This window comes from Streptomyces sp. HUAS MG91, assembly GCF_040529335.1.
Classification (GTDB): Bacteria; Actinomycetota; Actinomycetes; order Streptomycetales; family Streptomycetaceae; genus Streptomyces; species Streptomyces tabacisoli.
In genome coordinates this window covers 630,766-648,086 of record NZ_CP159534.1, presented here as the reverse complement: position 1 = coordinate 648,086, position 17,321 = coordinate 630,766, and the positions used below count along the sequence as shown (strand labels likewise).

The window sequence follows — 17,321 nt, the reverse complement described above, 5'->3', positions numbered from 1 at the left end:
GTGCGAGGCTGAGTTGGTCCGCACCTGGTCCGGATCTTGGTGAGGAGTCCGTGGTGCTGGCGATGCTGTTCATACGGGTGGGGCTGTCACGCTCCGGGGTGGGCCGTTGTGGCCTGATCCGGCGGTTCGTGGTCACCGCGCTCGGGTACTCGCGCGGCCCGGGGACGTAAGTCGCCGCACCGACCAGGCGGAGGAGGCATCATGCCCCAGCAGCTGGACGTCGTAGAACTGCTCAAGCAACAGCACGCCCGGATCCGCACGCTCCTCGACGAGGTCGCCAACAGCAAGGGAGGGGAACGCACCGCCGCGTTCCGCGAGCTGATACACCTGCTCGCTGTGCACGAGACCGCGGAGGAAGAGGTCGTCCACCCCTTTGCCCGCCGGAACATCGACGGAGGGGAACAGGTCGTCAAGGAGCGTATCCAGGAGGAAGAGAAGGCGAAGGAGATTCTGTCCGGGCTCGAGGACCTGGACGTCGACTCCGCAGAGTTCCTCGACCGCTTCGCCACCCTGCGGCAGGACGTCCTTGCCCATGCGAAGGCCGAAGAGGAGTACGAGTTCGCGCACTTCAGGGCGGCCGCGGACCGGGGGAAGCTCGAGAACCTGGCGCGCGCCGTGCACGCTGCCGAAGCCCTGGCCCCCACTCGTCCGCACCCCGGCACCGACACCGCGCTCAAGAACGTCGCCACCGGACCGGTGGCCTCGGTGATCGACCGCACCCGTGACGTCGTACGCAAGGCGATGGGCAAACCCTGATCCGCCCCCTCGCGACAGCCCTCGCGGACCAGGCGTGGGTGGACGCCGGCTACCGCACCATCGCCATCGACCACGGCGCCGGCCTCGGCATCGACGTCCACCCCGTCCAACGCGATCCCGGGGTCAAGGGATTCAAGGTGATTCCGCGATGCTGGACCATCGAGCGCAGCATCGGCTGGCTCATGCACCACCGCCGCCTCGCCCGCGACCACGAGCGCCACCCGCACCGCTCCGAAGCCATGATCCACCTCGCGATGATCGAGCTCATGGCCCGCCGCCTCACCGGCGAAGCCACCCCCAACTGGCGCGGAACCTGACCCGGGACCAAACACCAAGCCACGGACCAAACACTCAGTCACCGTTCGGTGATGTGTTGCCCGTCGGCTCCTCGGCCGGCGCTCCACGTGCGGAGCGCCGGCCGTAGATCCGAAGGAGGTGGGCTGTCAGACCTGGTTCCAGTACTTGTCGAACTGGGTGCCGATGATTCTTGTCGAGCCGGCGAGGAGAGCGAGCAGGTTACGGATCTGCTGTCTGTTGTTGTAGACGATGTGCAGCGGCCCCACGACCAAAGTGACGGAGGTAGTCGGGTCCTGGTTGAGCCGGTAGAACGCGTTCGAGAGAGCCCCCCAACTCGTCTCAGCTTCTTGCTCGAACGGCGTAAGCCCCTGAGTCACGGCGCTGGGGTCGCGGAAGGCATCACGGTAGTGAGCCTGGATGTCGGGGAAGCGGGCGGACTCGGAGAACATATTGATCATCTGCAGGAGAGCAGAGGCCGTACGCGCGTTGGTGGCTGCGTTCGTTCCGACGAATTGATCCTCCGGCGTGGTCGCCAGGTGCAGGATCTGGTCCCAGATGTTGTTGTACCCAATCCGCATGCTATAGCGGTCGTCGGCCCCGTCCACGTTGGACAGCGAACCGTAGCTTCCGCCGAACCTGAGGTTGCGCGGGGTCATGCCGTCCGGCAGCTCGGCCCCATAGGTGTCCGACTGCCAGTCGTTGAACATGTATGCGTTCCGGGAGTAGCCGGGGCTGAAGCCCATGAGGTAGAGGTCGGAGGCCTGGAAGTACAACGTCACCAGCTGAGTGGTGTTCTGATGGTCCGGAATGAAGAGCGTCACCGAGAGCAGGGCGCGGGTGTTCTGGGTCTGCTGCCCTCCGTCACTCGAAGGGACAGCCACCAAATTCCTGAGGTCCCGGATGGTCGTGTCGTAATCATCGGCGAGCGTAGGGCCCACTTCGTTAATTGGGACGTTCCAATGAACGTCTGTCTCCTGTCCCTCGGGGATCTGCGCCGACGCGGGTGAACCCGAAGTCATCAGGCCGCCCAGAGAAATGCAGAGAGCCAGCGTGGCCGCTCCGACAAAGCGACCGATCCTTGGTGCAGGCATGAAAGCTCCTCAAGAGTGCCAAGTATGGACAGAATTGAGAGCGGGCCCTTCTCGACTGCATCGACCAGGAGTCTGCCGACGTCTCCGCTCGGTCCCACTGTGGGACAGGGCTGCAGCGTGCGCATGAGTCAAACGACTGCACGTATGCGGTATCGGAGGGTCTTCAGCCGAGTAGATGCTTGGCGAGGGTGTCGGCGTTCGCGTTCAGTGAGCCATTTCCAACCTCAGGTTGGGGCGTGACGAAGGGCGGGGATGGTCTTCACGGTGGCCCTGACTCGGTTGGTGCTGCAGCGGAGTTCCCGGGGGAGCCACCAGCCCTTCAGGGCGGCAATGGCTTGCTCGCCGAGGCAGCTGATCCTGGCGTGGGTGCCGTTATGCCGACGTTGCTGCACCTTGAGATGCAGGCTGCGGAAGGGCCCCGGGGTGATGCTGTCGCCGCCTTGATACGCCTTGTCCGTCCAGCACTTCACCACCGCGTCGCGGGGGCGTAGACGCCGGCAGTCTCCATGTCGTGGCGAGCGAGCGCCGAGCCTGCCTCCGAACTGACCGGTGACCGCGACCCGGCACACCGCGGCCAGCTGCGCAGTGTGCTGTACCTGGGTCGCGGTGGGACGCAGTGGCCTGTGCCCGGAGTGCGCGAACGCCCGCCGCCGCTGCCGCAAGGGTGGCCCGCACGGCCAGCGCTAACGGGAGGCGTCATGCCGCCGTTGCCGCTGGCCCTTGGACGCGGCGATGACCTGGCCTTCGAGGGCCCCCTCCCGGGCTCCCGGCAATCTTCCACTCCGGCGTCGAACCCATGTCGGGCGATCCCACCAACAACCGCTGTACCAACGCTTGCCAGGTCGTATCACGAACCTTTGGGAACGGTGACTACACGTTTTGAGGCCTGCTGCCCTTATGTGTGATGAGGGCGGAGCACAGGACGCACTGGGCAGCCCCGGAACAGTTCACGGCGAAAGGGGCTTGAGATGTATGGAGAAGTTGCCACGATGGTCGGATCCGGTCTGGTGCTGCTCGTGGGGCTGACGATGAGGTTGGCGAGTCAGCGAGGTCGCCCCAGCCTGTGGGATGTTCTGCTGGAACTGGCGAAGGGGCGTACGACCGCGGCGTCGGAGAGGGAGCGCAGGGCGACCGCAGTGGAGGTGTTGGAACGGTTGCCCGACGGCGGGCGCGTGTGTGAGGTAGATGAGCGTGGCCGCCAGCGCACCTACGAAGTAGCACTGGTAACCAAGAGGTCAGCGGATGTAGGTGGCGGCCGGTGACTGCTGCGGAACCGATTCCACTTCATGGCGGTCGGCATTCGGACCGAACGGTTGGTCACGGCCCGCCAGGTTTTGAGGAGTTCTTCCGGGAGTACTGGCCAATGGTTCGCCGGTATCTGGTCTGGCTAGAGGCCGAGTTGAGCGTCCTGGACGACGCTGCACAGATGACCATGGTCAGCGCCTATACCTACTGGGGTCGTGTGAGCCGAATGGATCAACCGCGCGGCTGGTTGTTCAAAGTAGCCGGCCAGCGGCTCCAGGACGCCCGCGAGGCCCGCCGTCGCAACGGCATGCCCACCGAAACCGAGACGCTGCATGCTCAGTTGGCGCACCCGGATCCGATTGCTGTCAGCGATCAGCGGCTCGACATTCTCGCCGCGACCCGAAAGCTACCTCGCCGTCAACAGGAAGCGGTGGCGCTGCGCGAGCAGTTCGGACTTCCCTACAAAGAGATCGCACAGATCATGGGTGCCGCACCCGCCACCGTCCGTGCACATGTCCACCAGGCCCGTCAGACACTCAAGGAGATGCTCGGAGACGAGACCCAGGAAGGAGCAGACGCATGAGCATCAGCAGGCGTCTCAAGGCAGCAGCCCAGGCGATTGACGAACTGTGGTCCGACCAAGCCGAGGCAGCCGGGCATTACGAGCAGTTCCTGTCGGGCCTGTCGGCTCAAGAGCCGGATGAGGGGACCACTGATTCTTCAGCATCGGACTCCCATCGTCCGCTGTCTGCAATCGACCCTATTCCGCTAGACGCCCCGCCGCTCAGTCACGACGGCCCGGTGGAGATCCGCAACGGCGACCTGTCGGTCGACCAGGCGACGTACAGCGCTAAGCTCAAGGGCCGCGTCCTTGACCTTACCTTCAAGGAGTTCGAGCTCCTGAAGTACCTCGCCCAGCACCCGGGCCGCGTCTTCACCCGCGCCCAACTGCTCCAGGAGGTCTGGGGCTACGACTACTTCGGCGGCACCCGCACCGTCGACGTCCACGTACGACGGCTGCGCGCCAAGCTCGGCCCCGAGCACGAGTCGCTGATCGGTACCGTGCGCAACGTGGGCTACCGCTTCGTTTCGCCCGAGAATATCGAGCGGGCGCCGGAGGAGGCCATGACGGTGCAGCAACATGTGGAGACGACGGCTACTTCAGAAGCCGACGAGTTCGTTCCCGGACCGGCAGCTTGGGCGGAAACCTGAAGCCAGGGATGATTTTCCGCCCGGATCGGTTCATCCCGGCCCGTCGCTATCCCCGTTAGATGCAGCGGTCGTCGGGTCGCGCAGGGGCCGCGGGCCGCCGTCGGCCGGGGTGGAGACGCGAGAAAAGCCGGTGATCATGGTCCGGTCGGTGCGAGTGCGCTGACGTGCTTTCCGTACTCTCGGCGGGCCCTTGGGCGCTGGGCCGGCACCGCGGAAACGCCGCGTCACACGCAGAGCCGAGCGGTGGAGGCTCTCCATCTGTCCGTGGATGAGGAGGCCTTGGTTGGCGACCTTGTTCTGTTCCTGCAGGCAGAAGAACCTGCCGGACAGAGGGGGGCTGACGGGGGCTACGGGCTACAGACACCCGCACGGGCGGGACTTGGACGCTCAGTCCGGTGCTCGAGGAGTCTCCGGTGGACCGCCGGGGCGACGCCCCCGTGGCCGAAGCGGCGGTTGGTGCGGTCGACGGCCTGCTCGGCGCGCAGCCGCATTACCCGGCCGCGGTCGAGGGTGATCTGCTCCGCCGCGGAGCCTGCGGCCATCAGATCCTCGGCCCGGATCAGCAGGCCCGTGGGGCGTCCGCGTTGGAGGCCTGCGCGGTCCATGAGCCGTTAGGCCCGTGGTGCGAAGGTCCACGTCATGGGCGGAAGGTTCGGGCAGGCGCAGGGTCTTGGTCCAGCGGGCGCCGTCGGCGAAGTCGAGCGGCAGGGTGAGAGCGCGGGCGATCTGTTCGCGTGAGCGCGGGGGTGCCGGCGAGCTGCACGAGTCGAGCAGGCGGGCCCGGACGGCGCCGCCGTCCAGTTCCTGGCATTCGAAATGGTGCCGCACCGCTGCCGACGTGGGCCGGACCCGTTGTGTGACGGGGCGGGGGTCGATGCCGTGGCTGCGGTCATGGGCGCGAGGCGTCCAGCCTGCCCGCCGAGCAGACGCTGGATGGTGGCCAGCGGCAGGGCTGCCAGCATGCCGATGAAGTGGACGCCGCAGCGGGTGAGCGCGGCTGCCTGCACCGGTCCGATCCCGTGCAGCGCGTCCACAGGGATCGGGGCGAGGATGTCCGCTACCTGCTCCGGCTGCACGGTGACGGTGAGCCTCTGAGGGGCTGTGTGCCGGGCTATCGGTTGCCGTGCGAGAAGGTAGCGGCGGTGTGCGCTGCGGGCGTTGGCGGGGGCGAGGAGGCTGCTGCCGAGGCGGGACGATGCGGTCGAGGGTGGTCGATGGTGCGGCGGCAGAGCCAGCAGGGGTTAGGGCGTGTTTTAGAAGTCCCGCCTGCACCGCGGGCGCCGACGGGACTCCTGAAAGCGGATAGATTGCGCCGACACGGTGAATGACAGGGGTGGGGTGCCGGATGACGGACGATGCGGGGTTCGCGGTAAGTGGTTGGCGCAATCGCGTAGTCGAGATCCCTGCGCAAGATGCTGGGAAGCCAGCAGTGCTGGAATTTCGGGGTGGCTGGTTCACCTCCCAATACCGGCTGGAGGCGCTGGAAACGGTACAGGGGCAGGAGGCAGTCGGCCCCTGTCTCGCAACCGCGCTCACGCCCGTGCTGGTTTGGTGCTGGCTACTCTCCGCGTTTGAGCAGACCTTCGTCTGCCGGTGGTGCACGTCCCGAACCGCTTCCTGCCCGAAGCTAAGGGAGAAATCGGATCATGCGGCGTCGAGTTGATCCGCGTCCGGTCCGGATCCTGGCCGACTGAACAGTGTGCCGCCTGAACGAGTTGTTGCAGCACTGTCGAAAGCCTTGTGGACCTATGCGTCTCCTTCCGGCCCTTGGTGCTGTCCGCGAGTCAGGTGCTGGATCTCGATGGACACTGCCTCCCGCACCAGTCGGCGGGCGTGAGACAGCGGAAGCGTGCCGCTCAACCAGCGCGTGCTGAGTCCTTCCAGGAGCCCGGTGAGTCGCTCCGCGGCCGCCGTGAGAGTGGGCGCAGCGGCCGTCGGCTGGATGCGGCCCAGGAGGGCCGCGATCTCGTGAATCCAGGTGAGCGTGGCGCAGGCCAGGTCGCCGCGCAATGCGGGCTCGAAGATCGCGCTGGCGCGCAGTTCTCCCCACGCGGTGCTGTTCTCGCGGACTTCAGGGGTGTCCTGGAACTCCAACAGGAGTGACTGTTCCAGTTCGTGGCGGGCGTCGTGCGGTTCAGCGGTGCGGTCCCCATCGGCTGTGTACCGTTCGGCCCGGTCGCTGATGAACTCCAGCGTCTTGCGTAGCACGCCGGCCCGGTCCTTGAAGTGGTAGTAGATCAGTGCGGTGGAGACCCCGGCTTCGGCCGCCAGTTCCTCCATGCGCAGCCCGCGGGCCCCTCGCTGGGCTATGAGTCGGGCGGCACCTTCCAAGATGGCCCTACGGGGGTCGGTCGCCACGTGATCCCCTCATGAGTAGTCCGAATCAGCAGTGTCACATACTGACTGAATTCTTAGTCTGTCTACTCTGTGGCAGTCGGCTCCGTCGGCACGCATCGGCCGGAGTCGCGGCCCGCTCGACGTGCAGGGCGGTGATGCCGCCGGTGGAAGGTGCCGGATAAGGTTCAGGCCATGGCATCTCGCAGTACTCAGATCCTCGAAGCCGCAGCCCGGGTGATCGCCCGACGGGGGGTCCGTGGTTTGCGTGTGGAGGAGCTGGCCGAAGAGGCGGGCGTGTCCACCGCGCTGATCTACTACCACTTCAAGGACCGCACCGGAGTCCTGCGCAAGACGCTGGAGTTCATCAGCGACCGGGCCGAGCGCTACACGACCCGCGATGATCCGGATGCTGAGCCGCTCGACCCGCGGGCGGAACTGGACCAGACGCTGCTGCTGGAGCTCCAGGACACGACCGTGGTCAGGGAGAACAGCAGTGCCTGGGGCGAGCTACGGGCCAGCGCGGTCTTCGACGAAGTCCTGCGTGAAGACCTCGCGAGAGCCACCCTCGCCTGGGTCCAGGATGTGGCGGCCCTGCTGGGCCAGGTCAGGCCCATGGCCTCGGCAGCGGCACTCGCGGCGTCCGCCGAGCGGCTCACCGCCCTTCTGGAGGGGCTGAGCATGCGCTGGCTCAGCGGCATGCTCCCGATCGCCCACGCGCGGACCCTGATGAGCGAGGCCATCGAAGCGGAGGTCGACCGGCTGGGCCGCTGATGGCGTGCACCGATGCCGAAACGGACCCGGACGGCGGCGGCCTGTTGCCCCCTTGCGGGCCCGCTCCGGGTGCGAGCGGGCAGGCTGGCTCCTGATCCGTGCGGCAGCGGGCGGAGTGGGGCAGGCGGCCGTCCACCTCGGCAAGCCCTACGGCGCCCGGGCTTCATCGCCCCAGCTTCCCCTGTCAAACACGACACGGTCAAAGCCCTCGGCGCCTCTCCATGGGTGCCGAGCCCCCGCTAGCTGCCTGAAAGACCCTGGCCGAGCTGAAGGGCCAGATCACCGCGTGCGTCCACCTGCCTGAAAACCCCCGAAATCCCCCGCCGGCCAGGAGGTCGGCCGTCCTTGCGGACAGGGAGAACCGCCGCACCACCGGCAAGCTGACCCTCGCCCCTGGGCTTGGCGGCACATTGCCGGACCGTCCCGGAAGGGAAGGGGCGTAGCCGTGGCAGGAAGGTATTGACTGAAAATTCAGTCAGTGTCACTGTGGGCCACATGCCCCACGTTCGACACTCCTGAAGGGACGGGACCCATGCGTGTGACCAGGTCCGCTGGTCGGGAGGCGCCATGCCTCTGACCCCCACCGAGCGGGACCGGCTGCTGCTCTTCACGGCCGCCGAGGTCGCGCGGACCCGCCTGGGGCGCGGACTGCGCCTCAATGTGCCGGAGGCGACCGCACTGATCGCCGACACGGTGTGCGAGGCCGCCCGTGACGGCCTGCGTCTGGCTGATGCCCTCAAGCGCGGACGCGGCGTACTCGGCCCGAACGACGTACTCCCCGGCGTCACCGACATCGTGACGGAGATCCAGGTCGAGGCGGTGTTCGACGACGGCACCCGCCTTGCCGTGATCAGTGCTCCGTTCGGCAACGTGGAGCAGCACGAGGGCGTACCCGGCGCCGTCCTGCCCCACGCGGACCCCCTGCCACGGCCGGAACCGGTCGTCGTACTGGAGGTCCGCAACACGGCGGCGGTCCCGGTGAGCGTGACCTCGCACTTCCACTTCTTCGAGGCCAACCCCCGCCTGGACTTCGACCGCGCGGCCGCGTACGGCACGCGGCTCGCGGCCCCGGCCGGCTCGTCCACCCGGTTCGACCCCGGCGCCGTGGCCGAAGTCGGGCTCGTGCCGATGGGCGGGGAGCGGATCGCGATCGGTTTCGCGGGCCTGGTCGACGGGCGGCTGGACGCGCCCGGCGCGAAGGCGGAAGCCCTGCGCCGCGCTGCCGCGTGCGGCTACCAAGGCGCCGTTGCACCCGAAGGACCGGAAGGAACAGAGCGATGAGCAGGCCCAGCAGACACAGCGACCACTGCGCGCCGGGCGGCAGTCGGCACATCGACCCCCACGAGTACGCCGCCGTGCACGGACCGCGCGCGGGCGACCGGGTCAGGCTGGGCGACTCGGGGCTCGTCGTCCGCGTGGAGTCGGACGCGCAGGCGCACGGCGACGAGTTCCTCGCCGGCTTCGGCAAGACCGCCCGGGACGGAATGCACCTGAAGGCTGCGGCGGTCCGTGACACGTGTGACGTCGTGATCACGAATGTCCTGGTGATCGACGCCGTGCTCGGCATCCGCAAGGTGTCCATCGGTATCCGCGAGGGCCGGATCCATGCGATCGGGCGGGCCGGCAACCCCGACACCCTCGACGGCGTCGACGTGGTGGTGGGCACCGGCACCACGATGATCCCGGGCGAGGGCCTGATCGCCACCGCCGGTGCGATCGACACCCATGTCCACCTGCTCTCCCCGCGGATCATGGAAGCCTCCCTGGCTTCCGGCGTCACCACGATCATCGGTCAGGAGATCGGGCCGACCTGGGGCGTCGGCGTCAACTCTCCCTGGGCGCTCAAGCTCGGGTTCAGCGCCTTCGACGCCTGGCCCGTCAACATCGGCTTTCTGGCCCGGGGGTCCGCTTCCCGCGAGGCGCCACTGGTCGAGGCGCTGGCCGAGGGCGGGGCCTGCGGGTTCAAGGTGCACGAGGACATGGGTGCGCACACGCGGGCGCTGGACACCGCGCTGCGGGTGGCCGAGGAACACGATGTGCAAGTCGCCCTGCACAGTGACGGGTTGAACGAGTGCCTGTCGGTGGAGGACACCCTGAGCGTGCTGGAGGGCCGGACGATCCACGCCTTCCACATCGAGGGCTGCGGCGGCGGGCACGTGCCCAATGTGCTGAAGATGGCGGGCGTTGCGAACGTCATCGGGTCGTCGACCAATCCCACGCTGCCGTTCGGGCGGGACGCCGTCGCGGAGCACTACGGGATGATCGTCTCCGTCCACGCGCTCAAGACCGACCTGCCGGGCGACGCTGCCCTGGCGCGCGACCGGATCCGGGCCGGGACGATGGGCGCGGAGGACGTTCTGCACGATCTCGGCGCGATCGGCATCACCTCGTCGGACGCGCAGGGCATGGGGCGGGCGGGGGAGACCATCCGGCGCACCTTCGCGATGGCCGGGAAGATGAAGGCCGAGCTCGGCCCCCTGGACGGCGACGGCGAGTACGACGACAACGCCCGCGTCCGGCGCTACATCGCCAAGCTCACCATCAACCCCGCCATCGCCCATGGCCTCGCCCACGAGGTCGGCTCCATCGAGGTCGGCAAGATGGCCGACATCGTGCTCTGGCGCCCGCCGTTCTTCGGTGCGAAGCCGCAGATGGTCATCAAGAACGGCTTCCCCGCCTACGGGGTCACGGGCGACCCGAACGCCGCCACCGACACCTGCGAGCCGCTGGTCCTGGGCCCGCTGTTCGGTGCCCACGGTGCGGCTCCGGCCGAGCTCTCGGTTGCCTTCGTCAGCCGTGCCGCGGCCGAAGCGGGCTCCTTCGGTTCTCCGAACCACATGCCGAGTACCCGACGCAGGCGCGTGGCCGTACGGGGAACTCGCGGTATCGGCCCGGCCGACATGATCCACAACACCCGCCTCGGCGAGGTGGACGTCGACCCGCGCGACGGCCTCGTGACCCTCGACGGTGAGCTGATGCGCTCCGAACCGGCACAGGAGGTTTCTCTGAGCCGCCTGTACTTCCTCTGACGCTGCCTTCGATGACCGAATTCCAAAGGCACGCTCCTCCTCTTGACTGAATTTTCAGTCGGGAGCAAGATGCTGTTCACACCGCGTACCCGTCCTGTCCCTCAGCCCTGCTGAGCCGGCCTCTGCCGACCGGTACTTCTGGCGAAACGAAGAGAGATCCGTGATGACCGCATTCCGTATGCCCGCCGAGTGGTCCGAGCACGAGGGGTGCCTGATGGCCTGGCCCGTCCGTGAGGACCTGTGGGGCAGCGTGCTCGACGACGTCAAGGAGGAGTACGCGAACGTCGGCCGCGCGATCGCCGAGTTCGAGCCGGTGACCATGGTCGCGCCGCCCGGCCACGGCGAGGACGCCCGGACCAGGTGCGGCGAGACGGTCACCGTGGTGGAGATGGCCCAGGACGACTCGTGGTTCCGCGATTCTGCCCCGCTCTTCGTGCTCGACGGTGACGGCAACCGCGCCGGAGTGGACTTCCGCTTCAACGCCTGGGGTCGCAAGCACCACCCGTACGACTCCGACGACCGGGTGAGCGCCCTGCTGCTCCAGCACCTCGGCGTCGAGCGCATCGCCTCCGACATGATCCTGGAGGGCGGGGCGATCACCGTGGACGGCGAGGGCACGCTGATCACCACGGAGCAGTGCCTGCTCCACCCCAACCGAAACCCGGGGCTGAACCGGGAGGAGATCGAGACCGAGCTGAAGTCCCGGCTCGGCGTCGACAAGGTTGTGTGGCTCCCGTACGGCGGTCTGCTCGACACGGAGACCGACGGGCACGTGGACGGCGTCTGCGCCTTCGCCGCTCCCGGCAAGGTCGTCGTCTCGCTGCCCGACGACCCCGACCACCCCGATCACGCCCGGATGCGCGCCAATCGCGCGGTACTCGAGGCCACCACCGACGCCCGCGGCCGGCGCTTCGAGATCATCGGCCTCCCGCAGACCGCGTTCGTCGAGATGGCCGAGGGCGAGGTCGAGGTGTCCTACCTGAACTACTACGTGGCCAACGGCGGCGTCGTCGTCCCCGTGGCCGGTGTCCCCCAGGACGACGACGCCCTCGCGGTCATCGCCGACGCGTATCCCGGGCGCAAGGTCGTCGGGGTGCGGGCGCCCGTGATCGCCTTCGGCGGTGGTGGTGTCCACTGCATCACCCAGCAGATTCCCGCAGCACCGGCCACCGCCTGAATCGAGTACGGGCTGCTCTCGGCGGGCCGCTGCGGCGGTCCGCCGGCTCCTGCCCCCGGAATGAGAGCGCGACGATGACCCCACCCCAACTCCCTTGCGGGAGACGTCCACCCGGCAGGCATGGACGGATGGCCGTGACGGCGACCGCCCTGACCGGCCTCGCCGCCCTCGTGGCCTGCTCAGGACCGCCCAAGGACTCCGGCACCGGCAGCGAGTTCAAGCTGTCGGCCTCCACGCCCAAGGCCCGCGACGAGATCAACTCGTTCACCTGGGCCGTCTACGCGGAACCGCCCACGCTCGACTACACGGCGGCGTTCGACTACCCGCAGAACACCATCCTGTCCAACGTGTGCGAGAGCCTGATGCGCTGGACACCGGGGCTCACCATGGAGCCGGGCCTGGCGAGGAAGGCGTCCAACCCCGACCCGAAGACCTGGGTCTACGATCTGCGCGCCGGCGTGCGGTTCCACAACGGCAAGGAGATGACGGCGGACGACGTCGTCTACAGCCTCGGCCGCCAGATGGACCCGAAGAACGCCGCGGCCTGGGCCGAGGTCTTCCAGAACGTCGCCTCCGTACGGAAGACCGGCCCGCTGCGGGTCACTGTCAAGCTGAAGAAGCCCGACTCGCAGTTTCCGCAGTACATGGCGACCGCCGCGGGCGTGGTGGCCTCCAAAGCCGGCGTCGAAGCCGCGGGCAAGGACTACGGCACCTCCGGGGGCCTCGCCTGCACCGGGCCGTTCGAACTCGGCGCCTGGAACAAGGGACAGTCGATCGAACTCGACCGCTTCGACGGCTACTGGGGGAAGCCTGCCAAGTCCAAGAAGGCCGTCTTCCGGTTCCTGACCGACCCTTCCGCACGCACCAACGCCATGCTCAGCGGGGAGGCCGACGGCGGCTACCTGATCCCCACCGAGAGCTATGGCCACCTGCGCGACAGCGGCGTGGGCTCCCTGTACTTCGGCGAGGGTCTGACCACGGTCAACGTCAACGTCACCAACATCCAGGGCCCGCTCGGCGACGTCCGCGTACGCCGCGCGCTGTCCCTGGCCATGGACCGCTCCGGGTTCGTCAAGGCCGGGCTGGGCGGCGCGGGCACCAGCACCGGCTCGATCACCCCCAAAGCCGTCTGGGACGCGGCCCCGGAGCCGACCCGGAAGGCCGCCCTCGGTGCGCTGCCGCCCGCGAAGCAGGACATCGGCAAGGCCAGAGCGCTGATCAAGGAGGCCGGCGCCACCGGCAAGACCCTGACCGTGGCCACCAGCCCCATCGGTCAGGACGTCTCCCTCCTCGCCACCGCGGTCCAGGCGGCCGGCACCCAGATCGGCCTCAACATCCGCCTCAGGACCATCGCCCCGAACGCCTTCACGGCCCTGTTCACCGACCCCGAGGCGCGCGAGGGCATCGACCTGTTCCCCTACACCTCCTACTACAACATCACTGACCCGCTCGACCTCCTGGCGAACTTCAGGACCGGCGCCTACCTGAACTTCGCCGGCTACAGCGACAAGGGCTACGACAGGCTCGTCGCACGGGCCACCGCCGTCTACCCGCGCGAACCGCGGATGAAGATCGAGGCCGAACTGCAGAAGCAGGCCGCCGACAAGGTGTTGTGGATACCGGTCGCCGAGTGGCCCACCTCGGTCTTCCTCAACAAGAGGATCACCGGCGCCCCCACCACCATCTCGTACATGTACTACCCGTGGGCCGCCGATGTGGGGGCCGCGCAGTGAACTTCCTGAGATTCGCCGTACGCCGTCTGGCGGAGATGGCGGCCACCCTGCTCGGTGCCTCGTTCGTGGTGTTCGGCGCCATGTACCTGGCGCCGGGCGACCCGGCCGGCTTCCTGCTCTCGGGCCGCTCGGCCTCACCACAGGCCCTCGCCGCGGTCAGAGCCCAGTACCACCTGGACGACCCGTTCTTCGTCCGTTACTTCCGCTGGCTCGGGGACATCGTGCAGGGAGACTTCGGACGGTCCATCACCTACCGCACCGACGTCTCACGATTGTTGGCCGACCGCCTCCCCACCACACTGCTGCTCGTCGTGCTGGCGCTGGTCGTGGTCGCGGTGATCGGCCTGGCACTGGGCTGGATCGCCGCCGTGTGCGGCGGCGGCATCGACTCCACCGTCCTGATCGGCACCACGCTCGCCGTCGGGACCCCGTCCTTCGTCGCCGCCGTGCTGCTGCAGGGCCTGTTCGCCGTGAAGCTGGGATGGTTCCCCAGCAGCGGAGCCGGTGACGGCCTCGCCGACAAACTCTGGCACCTGACGCTCCCCGCGATCGCCCTCGCGCTCTATCTGATCGGCATGCTCGCCCGGGTGACCCGCTCCACCATGCTCGAAGCCCTCGACAGCGAGCACGTCACCGTCGCCCGCAGCCGCGGTGTCCCCGAACGCCAGGTCATCAACCGCCACGTCTTCCGCAACTCCCTGGACACCGTCCTCACCACCGGCGGGCTGATCGTCTCCACCCTCCTGATCTGCACGATCCTCGTGGAGACCGCCTTCAGCATCGGTGGCATCGGCGAACTCCTGGAACTGTCCACCACCACCAAGGACTTCCCGACCGTCCAGGCCATCTCCCTGATCATCGTCGCTCTCTTCATGGCCGTGAACCTGATCGTCGACCTGTTGCTGCCCCTGGTCGACCCGCGGATCGCCCTCGGAACGAGGAGTACCTCCGTATGACCACCGCCGTGCTCACCCGCCGCCCCGGCCTCTCCAGGATCCGCGCCGCCGGGTCCCCGCTGTACCTGGCCTGCCTCGCCTTCGTCGCCATGGTCACCACTGCCGCGCTCCTCGCCTCGTGGGTCGCGCCCCACGACCCCAACGCGGTCGACCTCGGCAGCGCGATGGCCGCTCCCTCCGCGGAGCACTTGTTCGGCGTCGACGCCTCCGGGCGCGACACCCTCTCCCGACTCCTCCTCGGCGCCCGCACCTCGCTGCTCGGCCCGCTCGGAGTCGTGGTCTTCTCCACGCTCGCCGGTGTCGCGGTCGGCATGGCGGCGGGCTGGCGCGGTGGCTGGCTCGACTCGGTCCTGTCACGCAGCACCGAGCTGGTCTTCGCGTTCCCAGGAATGCTCCTGGCGGTCCTGATCATCGCGGTCTACGGAGAGGGGCTGATGGCCCCCGTCGTCGCCCTCTCCATCGCCTACCTGCCCTACGTCAGCCGGCTCACCCGCTCCCTCGTCCTGGCCGAACGCAAACGCCCCTACGTCAACGCCTACCAGGTCCAGGGCCATTCGGCGCTCCAGATCTGCCTGCGCCACATCCTGCCCAACATCGCGCCCGTCGTCCTCGCCCAGTCCACCATCAACTTCGGGTACGCCCTCATGGACCTCGCCGGCCTGTCCTTCCTCGGCCTCGGGATCCCCGCGCTCACCCCGGACTGGGGACGCATGGTCTTCGACGGGCAGACCGCCATCCAGCACGGCTACCCGCTGTCGGCGATCTGGCCCTGTGTGCTCATCGTGCTGACCGTCGTCGCCTTCAACGTGGTGGGCGAACGCTGGGCCGACCGCGTCGCCAGGAGGACCCCATGAACACGGTGGAACCGATCGCATCCCCGTACACCCTCGACATCCAGGGTCTGCGGATCACCCTGCCCGGCACCGCCCGCCCGGTCCTCGACGGCGTCGATCTACGCGTCGTCGCAGGCGAGACCGTTGCCCTCGTCGGCGAGTCCGGGTCCGGGAAGACCCTCACCTCGCGCAGCGCCCTGAACCTGCTGCCGCCCGGCGCCACCGTCGAGGGCGCCGTGCGCGTGGGCGGCCAGGACGTTCTCACCATGAACGCCGACCAGTTGCGCGTCCTGCGCACCAACACGGCGGCCATGATCTTCCAAGACCCACGCGCCGCCCTCAACCCCCTTCGCCGCGTCGGTGACTTCCTCATCGAGAGCGTGACCCTGACCAAGAGCATGAGCCGGACGGATGCCACCGCCCGCGCCGGCGAACTCCTTCAGGCCGTCGGTCTTGATGCTTGCGCGTTGCGCAAGTACCCCGGTCAGGTCTCCGGCGGCATGCTGCAACGTGTCATGATCGCGGCCACGTTGATGGGTGCCCCGGCCCTCCTGCTCGCCGATGAGCCGACCACCGCGCTCGATGTCACCACGCAGGCAGAGGTCATCGCCCTGCTGACCAAGCTGCGCGAACGCTTCGGCACCGGCCTGCTCTTCGTCACCCACGACCTCGACCTCGCCGCCGCCATCAGCGATCGCGTCTACGTCATGTACGCCGGACGGATCGCCGAGAGCGGCCCCGCGCGGGCCCTCTTCGCGCAGCCCCGGCACCCCTACACCGCGGCGTTGCTCGCCTCCACTCCGCGCCTGGAAGCCCCTGTGGGACGGCTTGCCGCCATCGACGGCCAGCCCCCGGACCTGCGGCAGGAGTTGCACGGTTGCCCGTTCGCCGCCCGCTGCGCCCTGGCCACGGAAATCTGTGACCAGCAGGCCCCCGAGCCGCTGCGGGCACCGGGCCGGCCGGACCACCAGGCCGCCTGCCACCACACGGACCGGCTCGAAGGGAGCCTCGTCGATGCCTGAGCACGTACTGGAGGCCGTCGGTCTCCACCGCGCCTTCGCGGACGTTCGCGCCGTCGACGACGTGTCCTTCACCCTCCCCGAGGGTGGCTCCCTGGGCATCGTGGGGGAGTCCGGATCCGGTAAGACCACCACCGCTCGGATCATCGTCGGACTCGAACGGGCCGACACGGGCCAAGTCCTCGTACGCGGGCGGGAACGCGATGCCCGAAGGAGAGGCCGGGCCCAGCGCCTGGCGCGGGCCCGCGAGATCCAGATGGTCTTCCAGGACCCCTACCTCTCCCTCGATCCGCGGACCAGCGTCGAAGGCGTCCTGCGCGAGACCCTGCGTCTGCACTTCCCGGGCGCCGACCACGACCGGCGCGTCCGCGAGCTCCTCGACCAGGTCGGCCTGGGCACCCGCGCCGCCGACGCACGGCCTCGACAGCTCTCCGGCGGCCAGCGCCAGCGCGTCGCCATCGCCCGAGCCCTCGCCGTCGAACCGGCCGTCCTCGTCCTGGACGAGGCCGTCGCCGCGCTCGACGTCTCCGTCCAGGCGCAGATCCTCAACCTGCTCGCCGACATCCGGGAGCAGACCCGGATCGGCTACCTGTTCATCACCCACGACCTCGGCGTGGTCCGGTGCGTCACCGACGAGGTCATCGTCATGCGCCAGGGCCGTGTCGTCGAGGCGGGATCCACCGCCGAGGTGCTCGCCGCGCCTCAGCACCCCTATACGCGGCTCCTGTTGGAGTCCGTGCCCCGCCCCGGCTGGGACCCCGAGGCGATCGCCGCCGCCCGCCGGGCACTGTGACGTCCCTGGTGAGCGGGCGTTTCCGCACCTCTGTACCTCTGTCCGCCAACGAACCCACTGCGCAACCCAGTT

At 68.5% G+C, this 17,321-nt stretch carries 14 protein-coding genes and 2 pseudogenes; 13 read left to right on the top strand and 3 right to left on the bottom strand.

Going from position 1 to position 17,321, the window contains the following annotated elements:
* Window positions 1-201 precede the first annotated feature (201 nt).
* Both ABII15_RS03105 and ABII15_RS03100 read left to right on the top strand, forming a co-directional pair.
* Complete coding sequence (locus ABII15_RS03105) at window positions 202-756, top strand: hemerythrin domain-containing protein (protein WP_353940693.1); 555 nt, start codon at window positions 202-204, stop codon at window positions 754-756.
* Window positions 757-785: 29 nt separating this feature from the next.
* Window positions 786-1,073, top strand: a pseudogene (locus tag ABII15_RS03100) (transposase); the annotation flags it as partial.
* Window positions 1,074-1,199: 126 nt separating this feature from the next.
* Here ABII15_RS03100 and ABII15_RS03095 read toward each other — a convergent pair.
* Window positions 1,200-2,144, bottom strand: a complete 945-nt coding sequence (locus tag ABII15_RS03095; RefSeq protein WP_353940692.1) for a ribosome-inactivating family protein — start codon at window positions 2,142-2,144, stop codon at window positions 1,200-1,202.
* Window positions 2,145-3,402: 1,258 nt separating this feature from the next.
* Here ABII15_RS03095 and ABII15_RS03090 point away from each other — a divergent pair.
* Window positions 3,403-3,972, top strand: a complete 570-nt coding sequence (locus ABII15_RS03090) for a sigma-70 family RNA polymerase sigma factor (protein WP_353940691.1) — start codon at window positions 3,403-3,405, stop codon at window positions 3,970-3,972.
* 215 nt (window positions 3,973-4,187) lie between these two features.
* Window positions 4,188-4,487 (top strand): annotated as a pseudogene (gene glnR, locus ABII15_RS03085) (two-component system response regulator GlnR); the annotation flags it as partial.
* A gap of 461 nt (window positions 4,488-4,948) precedes the next feature.
* Here glnR and ABII15_RS03080 read toward each other — a convergent pair.
* Together ABII15_RS03080 and ABII15_RS03075 are read right to left on the bottom strand one after the other, a co-directional pair.
* A complete protein-coding gene (locus tag ABII15_RS03080; RefSeq protein ID WP_353940690.1) occupies window positions 4,949-5,143 on the bottom strand; it encodes a hypothetical protein in 195 nt (64 codons plus the stop codon).
* 1,204 nt (window positions 5,144-6,347) lie between these two features.
* Window positions 6,348-6,959, bottom strand: coding sequence for a helix-turn-helix domain-containing protein (locus tag ABII15_RS03075; protein ID WP_353940689.1), 612 nt, complete (start codon window positions 6,957-6,959; stop codon window positions 6,348-6,350).
* Window positions 6,960-7,130: 171 nt separating this feature from the next.
* Between ABII15_RS03075 and ABII15_RS03070 the strand changes: the two genes are divergently transcribed.
* The 9 genes from ABII15_RS03070 to ABII15_RS03030 all read left to right on the top strand — a co-directional run bounded on the left by ABII15_RS03070 (window position 7,131) and on the right by ABII15_RS03030 (window position 17,249).
* Window positions 7,131-7,709 (top strand): helix-turn-helix domain-containing protein, encoded by a 579-nt coding sequence (locus ABII15_RS03070; protein ID WP_353940688.1) that lies wholly within the window; start codon window positions 7,131-7,133, stop codon window positions 7,707-7,709.
* 567 nt (window positions 7,710-8,276) lie between these two features.
* The gene (gene ureA, locus ABII15_RS03065) at window positions 8,277-8,990 is read left to right on the top strand and encodes an urease subunit gamma (RefSeq protein WP_353940687.1); all 714 of its coding nucleotides are present in this window, start codon (window positions 8,277-8,279) and stop codon (window positions 8,988-8,990) included.
* Complete coding sequence (locus ABII15_RS03060) at window positions 8,987-10,738, top strand: urease subunit alpha (RefSeq protein WP_353940686.1); 1,752 nt, start codon at window positions 8,987-8,989, stop codon at window positions 10,736-10,738. Before ureA ends, ABII15_RS03060 begins: the two co-directional genes overlap by 4 nt.
* Window positions 10,739-10,901: 163 nt before the next feature.
* Complete coding sequence (locus ABII15_RS03055; RefSeq protein ID WP_353940685.1) at window positions 10,902-11,915, top strand: agmatine deiminase family protein; 1,014 nt, start codon at window positions 10,902-10,904, stop codon at window positions 11,913-11,915.
* Window positions 11,916-12,043: 128 nt separating this feature from the next.
* Complete coding sequence (locus ABII15_RS03050; RefSeq protein ID WP_353940684.1) at window positions 12,044-13,648, top strand: ABC transporter substrate-binding protein; 1,605 nt, start codon at window positions 12,044-12,046, stop codon at window positions 13,646-13,648.
* The gene (locus ABII15_RS03045) at window positions 13,645-14,604 is read left to right on the top strand and encodes an ABC transporter permease (RefSeq protein ID WP_353940683.1); all 960 of its coding nucleotides are present in this window, start codon (window positions 13,645-13,647) and stop codon (window positions 14,602-14,604) included. The genes ABII15_RS03050 and ABII15_RS03045 overlap by 4 nt, the downstream gene beginning before the upstream one ends.
* Entirely contained in the window at window positions 14,601-15,458 is an 858-nt protein-coding gene (locus ABII15_RS03040; RefSeq protein WP_353940682.1) for an ABC transporter permease, read from the top strand. Before ABII15_RS03045 ends, ABII15_RS03040 begins: the two co-directional genes overlap by 4 nt.
* Entirely contained in the window at window positions 15,455-16,459 is a 1,005-nt protein-coding gene (locus ABII15_RS03035; RefSeq protein ID WP_353940681.1) for an ABC transporter ATP-binding protein, read from the top strand. The genes ABII15_RS03040 and ABII15_RS03035 overlap by 4 nt, the downstream gene beginning before the upstream one ends.
* On the top strand, window positions 16,452-17,249 hold the full coding sequence (locus ABII15_RS03030) for an ATP-binding cassette domain-containing protein (RefSeq protein WP_353940680.1): 798 nt from the start codon (window positions 16,452-16,454) through the stop codon (window positions 17,247-17,249). The genes ABII15_RS03035 and ABII15_RS03030 overlap by 8 nt, the downstream gene beginning before the upstream one ends.
* Window positions 17,250-17,321: the final 72 nt, after the last annotated feature.

Excerpts from the sequence above, each read along its gene's own strand:
- ABII15_RS03060 (WP_353940686.1), top strand. The coding sequence starts at position 8,987 with ATGAGCAGGCCCAGCAGACACAGCGACCACTGCGCGCCGGGCGGCAGT.
- ABII15_RS03030 (WP_353940680.1), top strand. The coding sequence starts at position 16,452 with ATGCCTGAGCACGTACTGGAGGCCGTCGGTCTCCACCGCGCCTTCGCG.
- ABII15_RS03095 (WP_353940692.1), bottom strand. The coding sequence starts at position 2,144 with ATGCCTGCACCAAGGATCGGTCGCTTTGTCGGAGCGGCCACGCTGGCT.
- ABII15_RS03040 (WP_353940682.1), top strand. The coding sequence starts at position 14,601 with ATGACCACCGCCGTGCTCACCCGCCGCCCCGGCCTCTCCAGGATCCGC.
- ABII15_RS03050 (WP_353940684.1), top strand. The coding sequence starts at position 12,044 with ATGGCCGTGACGGCGACCGCCCTGACCGGCCTCGCCGCCCTCGTGGCC.
- ABII15_RS03035 (WP_353940681.1), top strand. The coding sequence starts at position 15,455 with ATGAACACGGTGGAACCGATCGCATCCCCGTACACCCTCGACATCCAG.
- ABII15_RS03080 (WP_353940690.1), bottom strand. The coding sequence starts at position 5,143 with ATGGCCGCAGGCTCCGCGGCGGAGCAGATCACCCTCGACCGCGGCCGG.
- ABII15_RS03055 (WP_353940685.1), top strand. The coding sequence starts at position 10,902 with ATGACCGCATTCCGTATGCCCGCCGAGTGGTCCGAGCACGAGGGGTGC.
- ABII15_RS03070 (WP_353940688.1), top strand. The coding sequence starts at position 7,131 with ATGGCATCTCGCAGTACTCAGATCCTCGAAGCCGCAGCCCGGGTGATC.
- ABII15_RS03105 (WP_353940693.1), top strand. The coding sequence starts at position 202 with ATGCCCCAGCAGCTGGACGTCGTAGAACTGCTCAAGCAACAGCACGCC.
- ureA (WP_353940687.1), top strand. The coding sequence starts at position 8,277 with ATGCCTCTGACCCCCACCGAGCGGGACCGGCTGCTGCTCTTCACGGCC.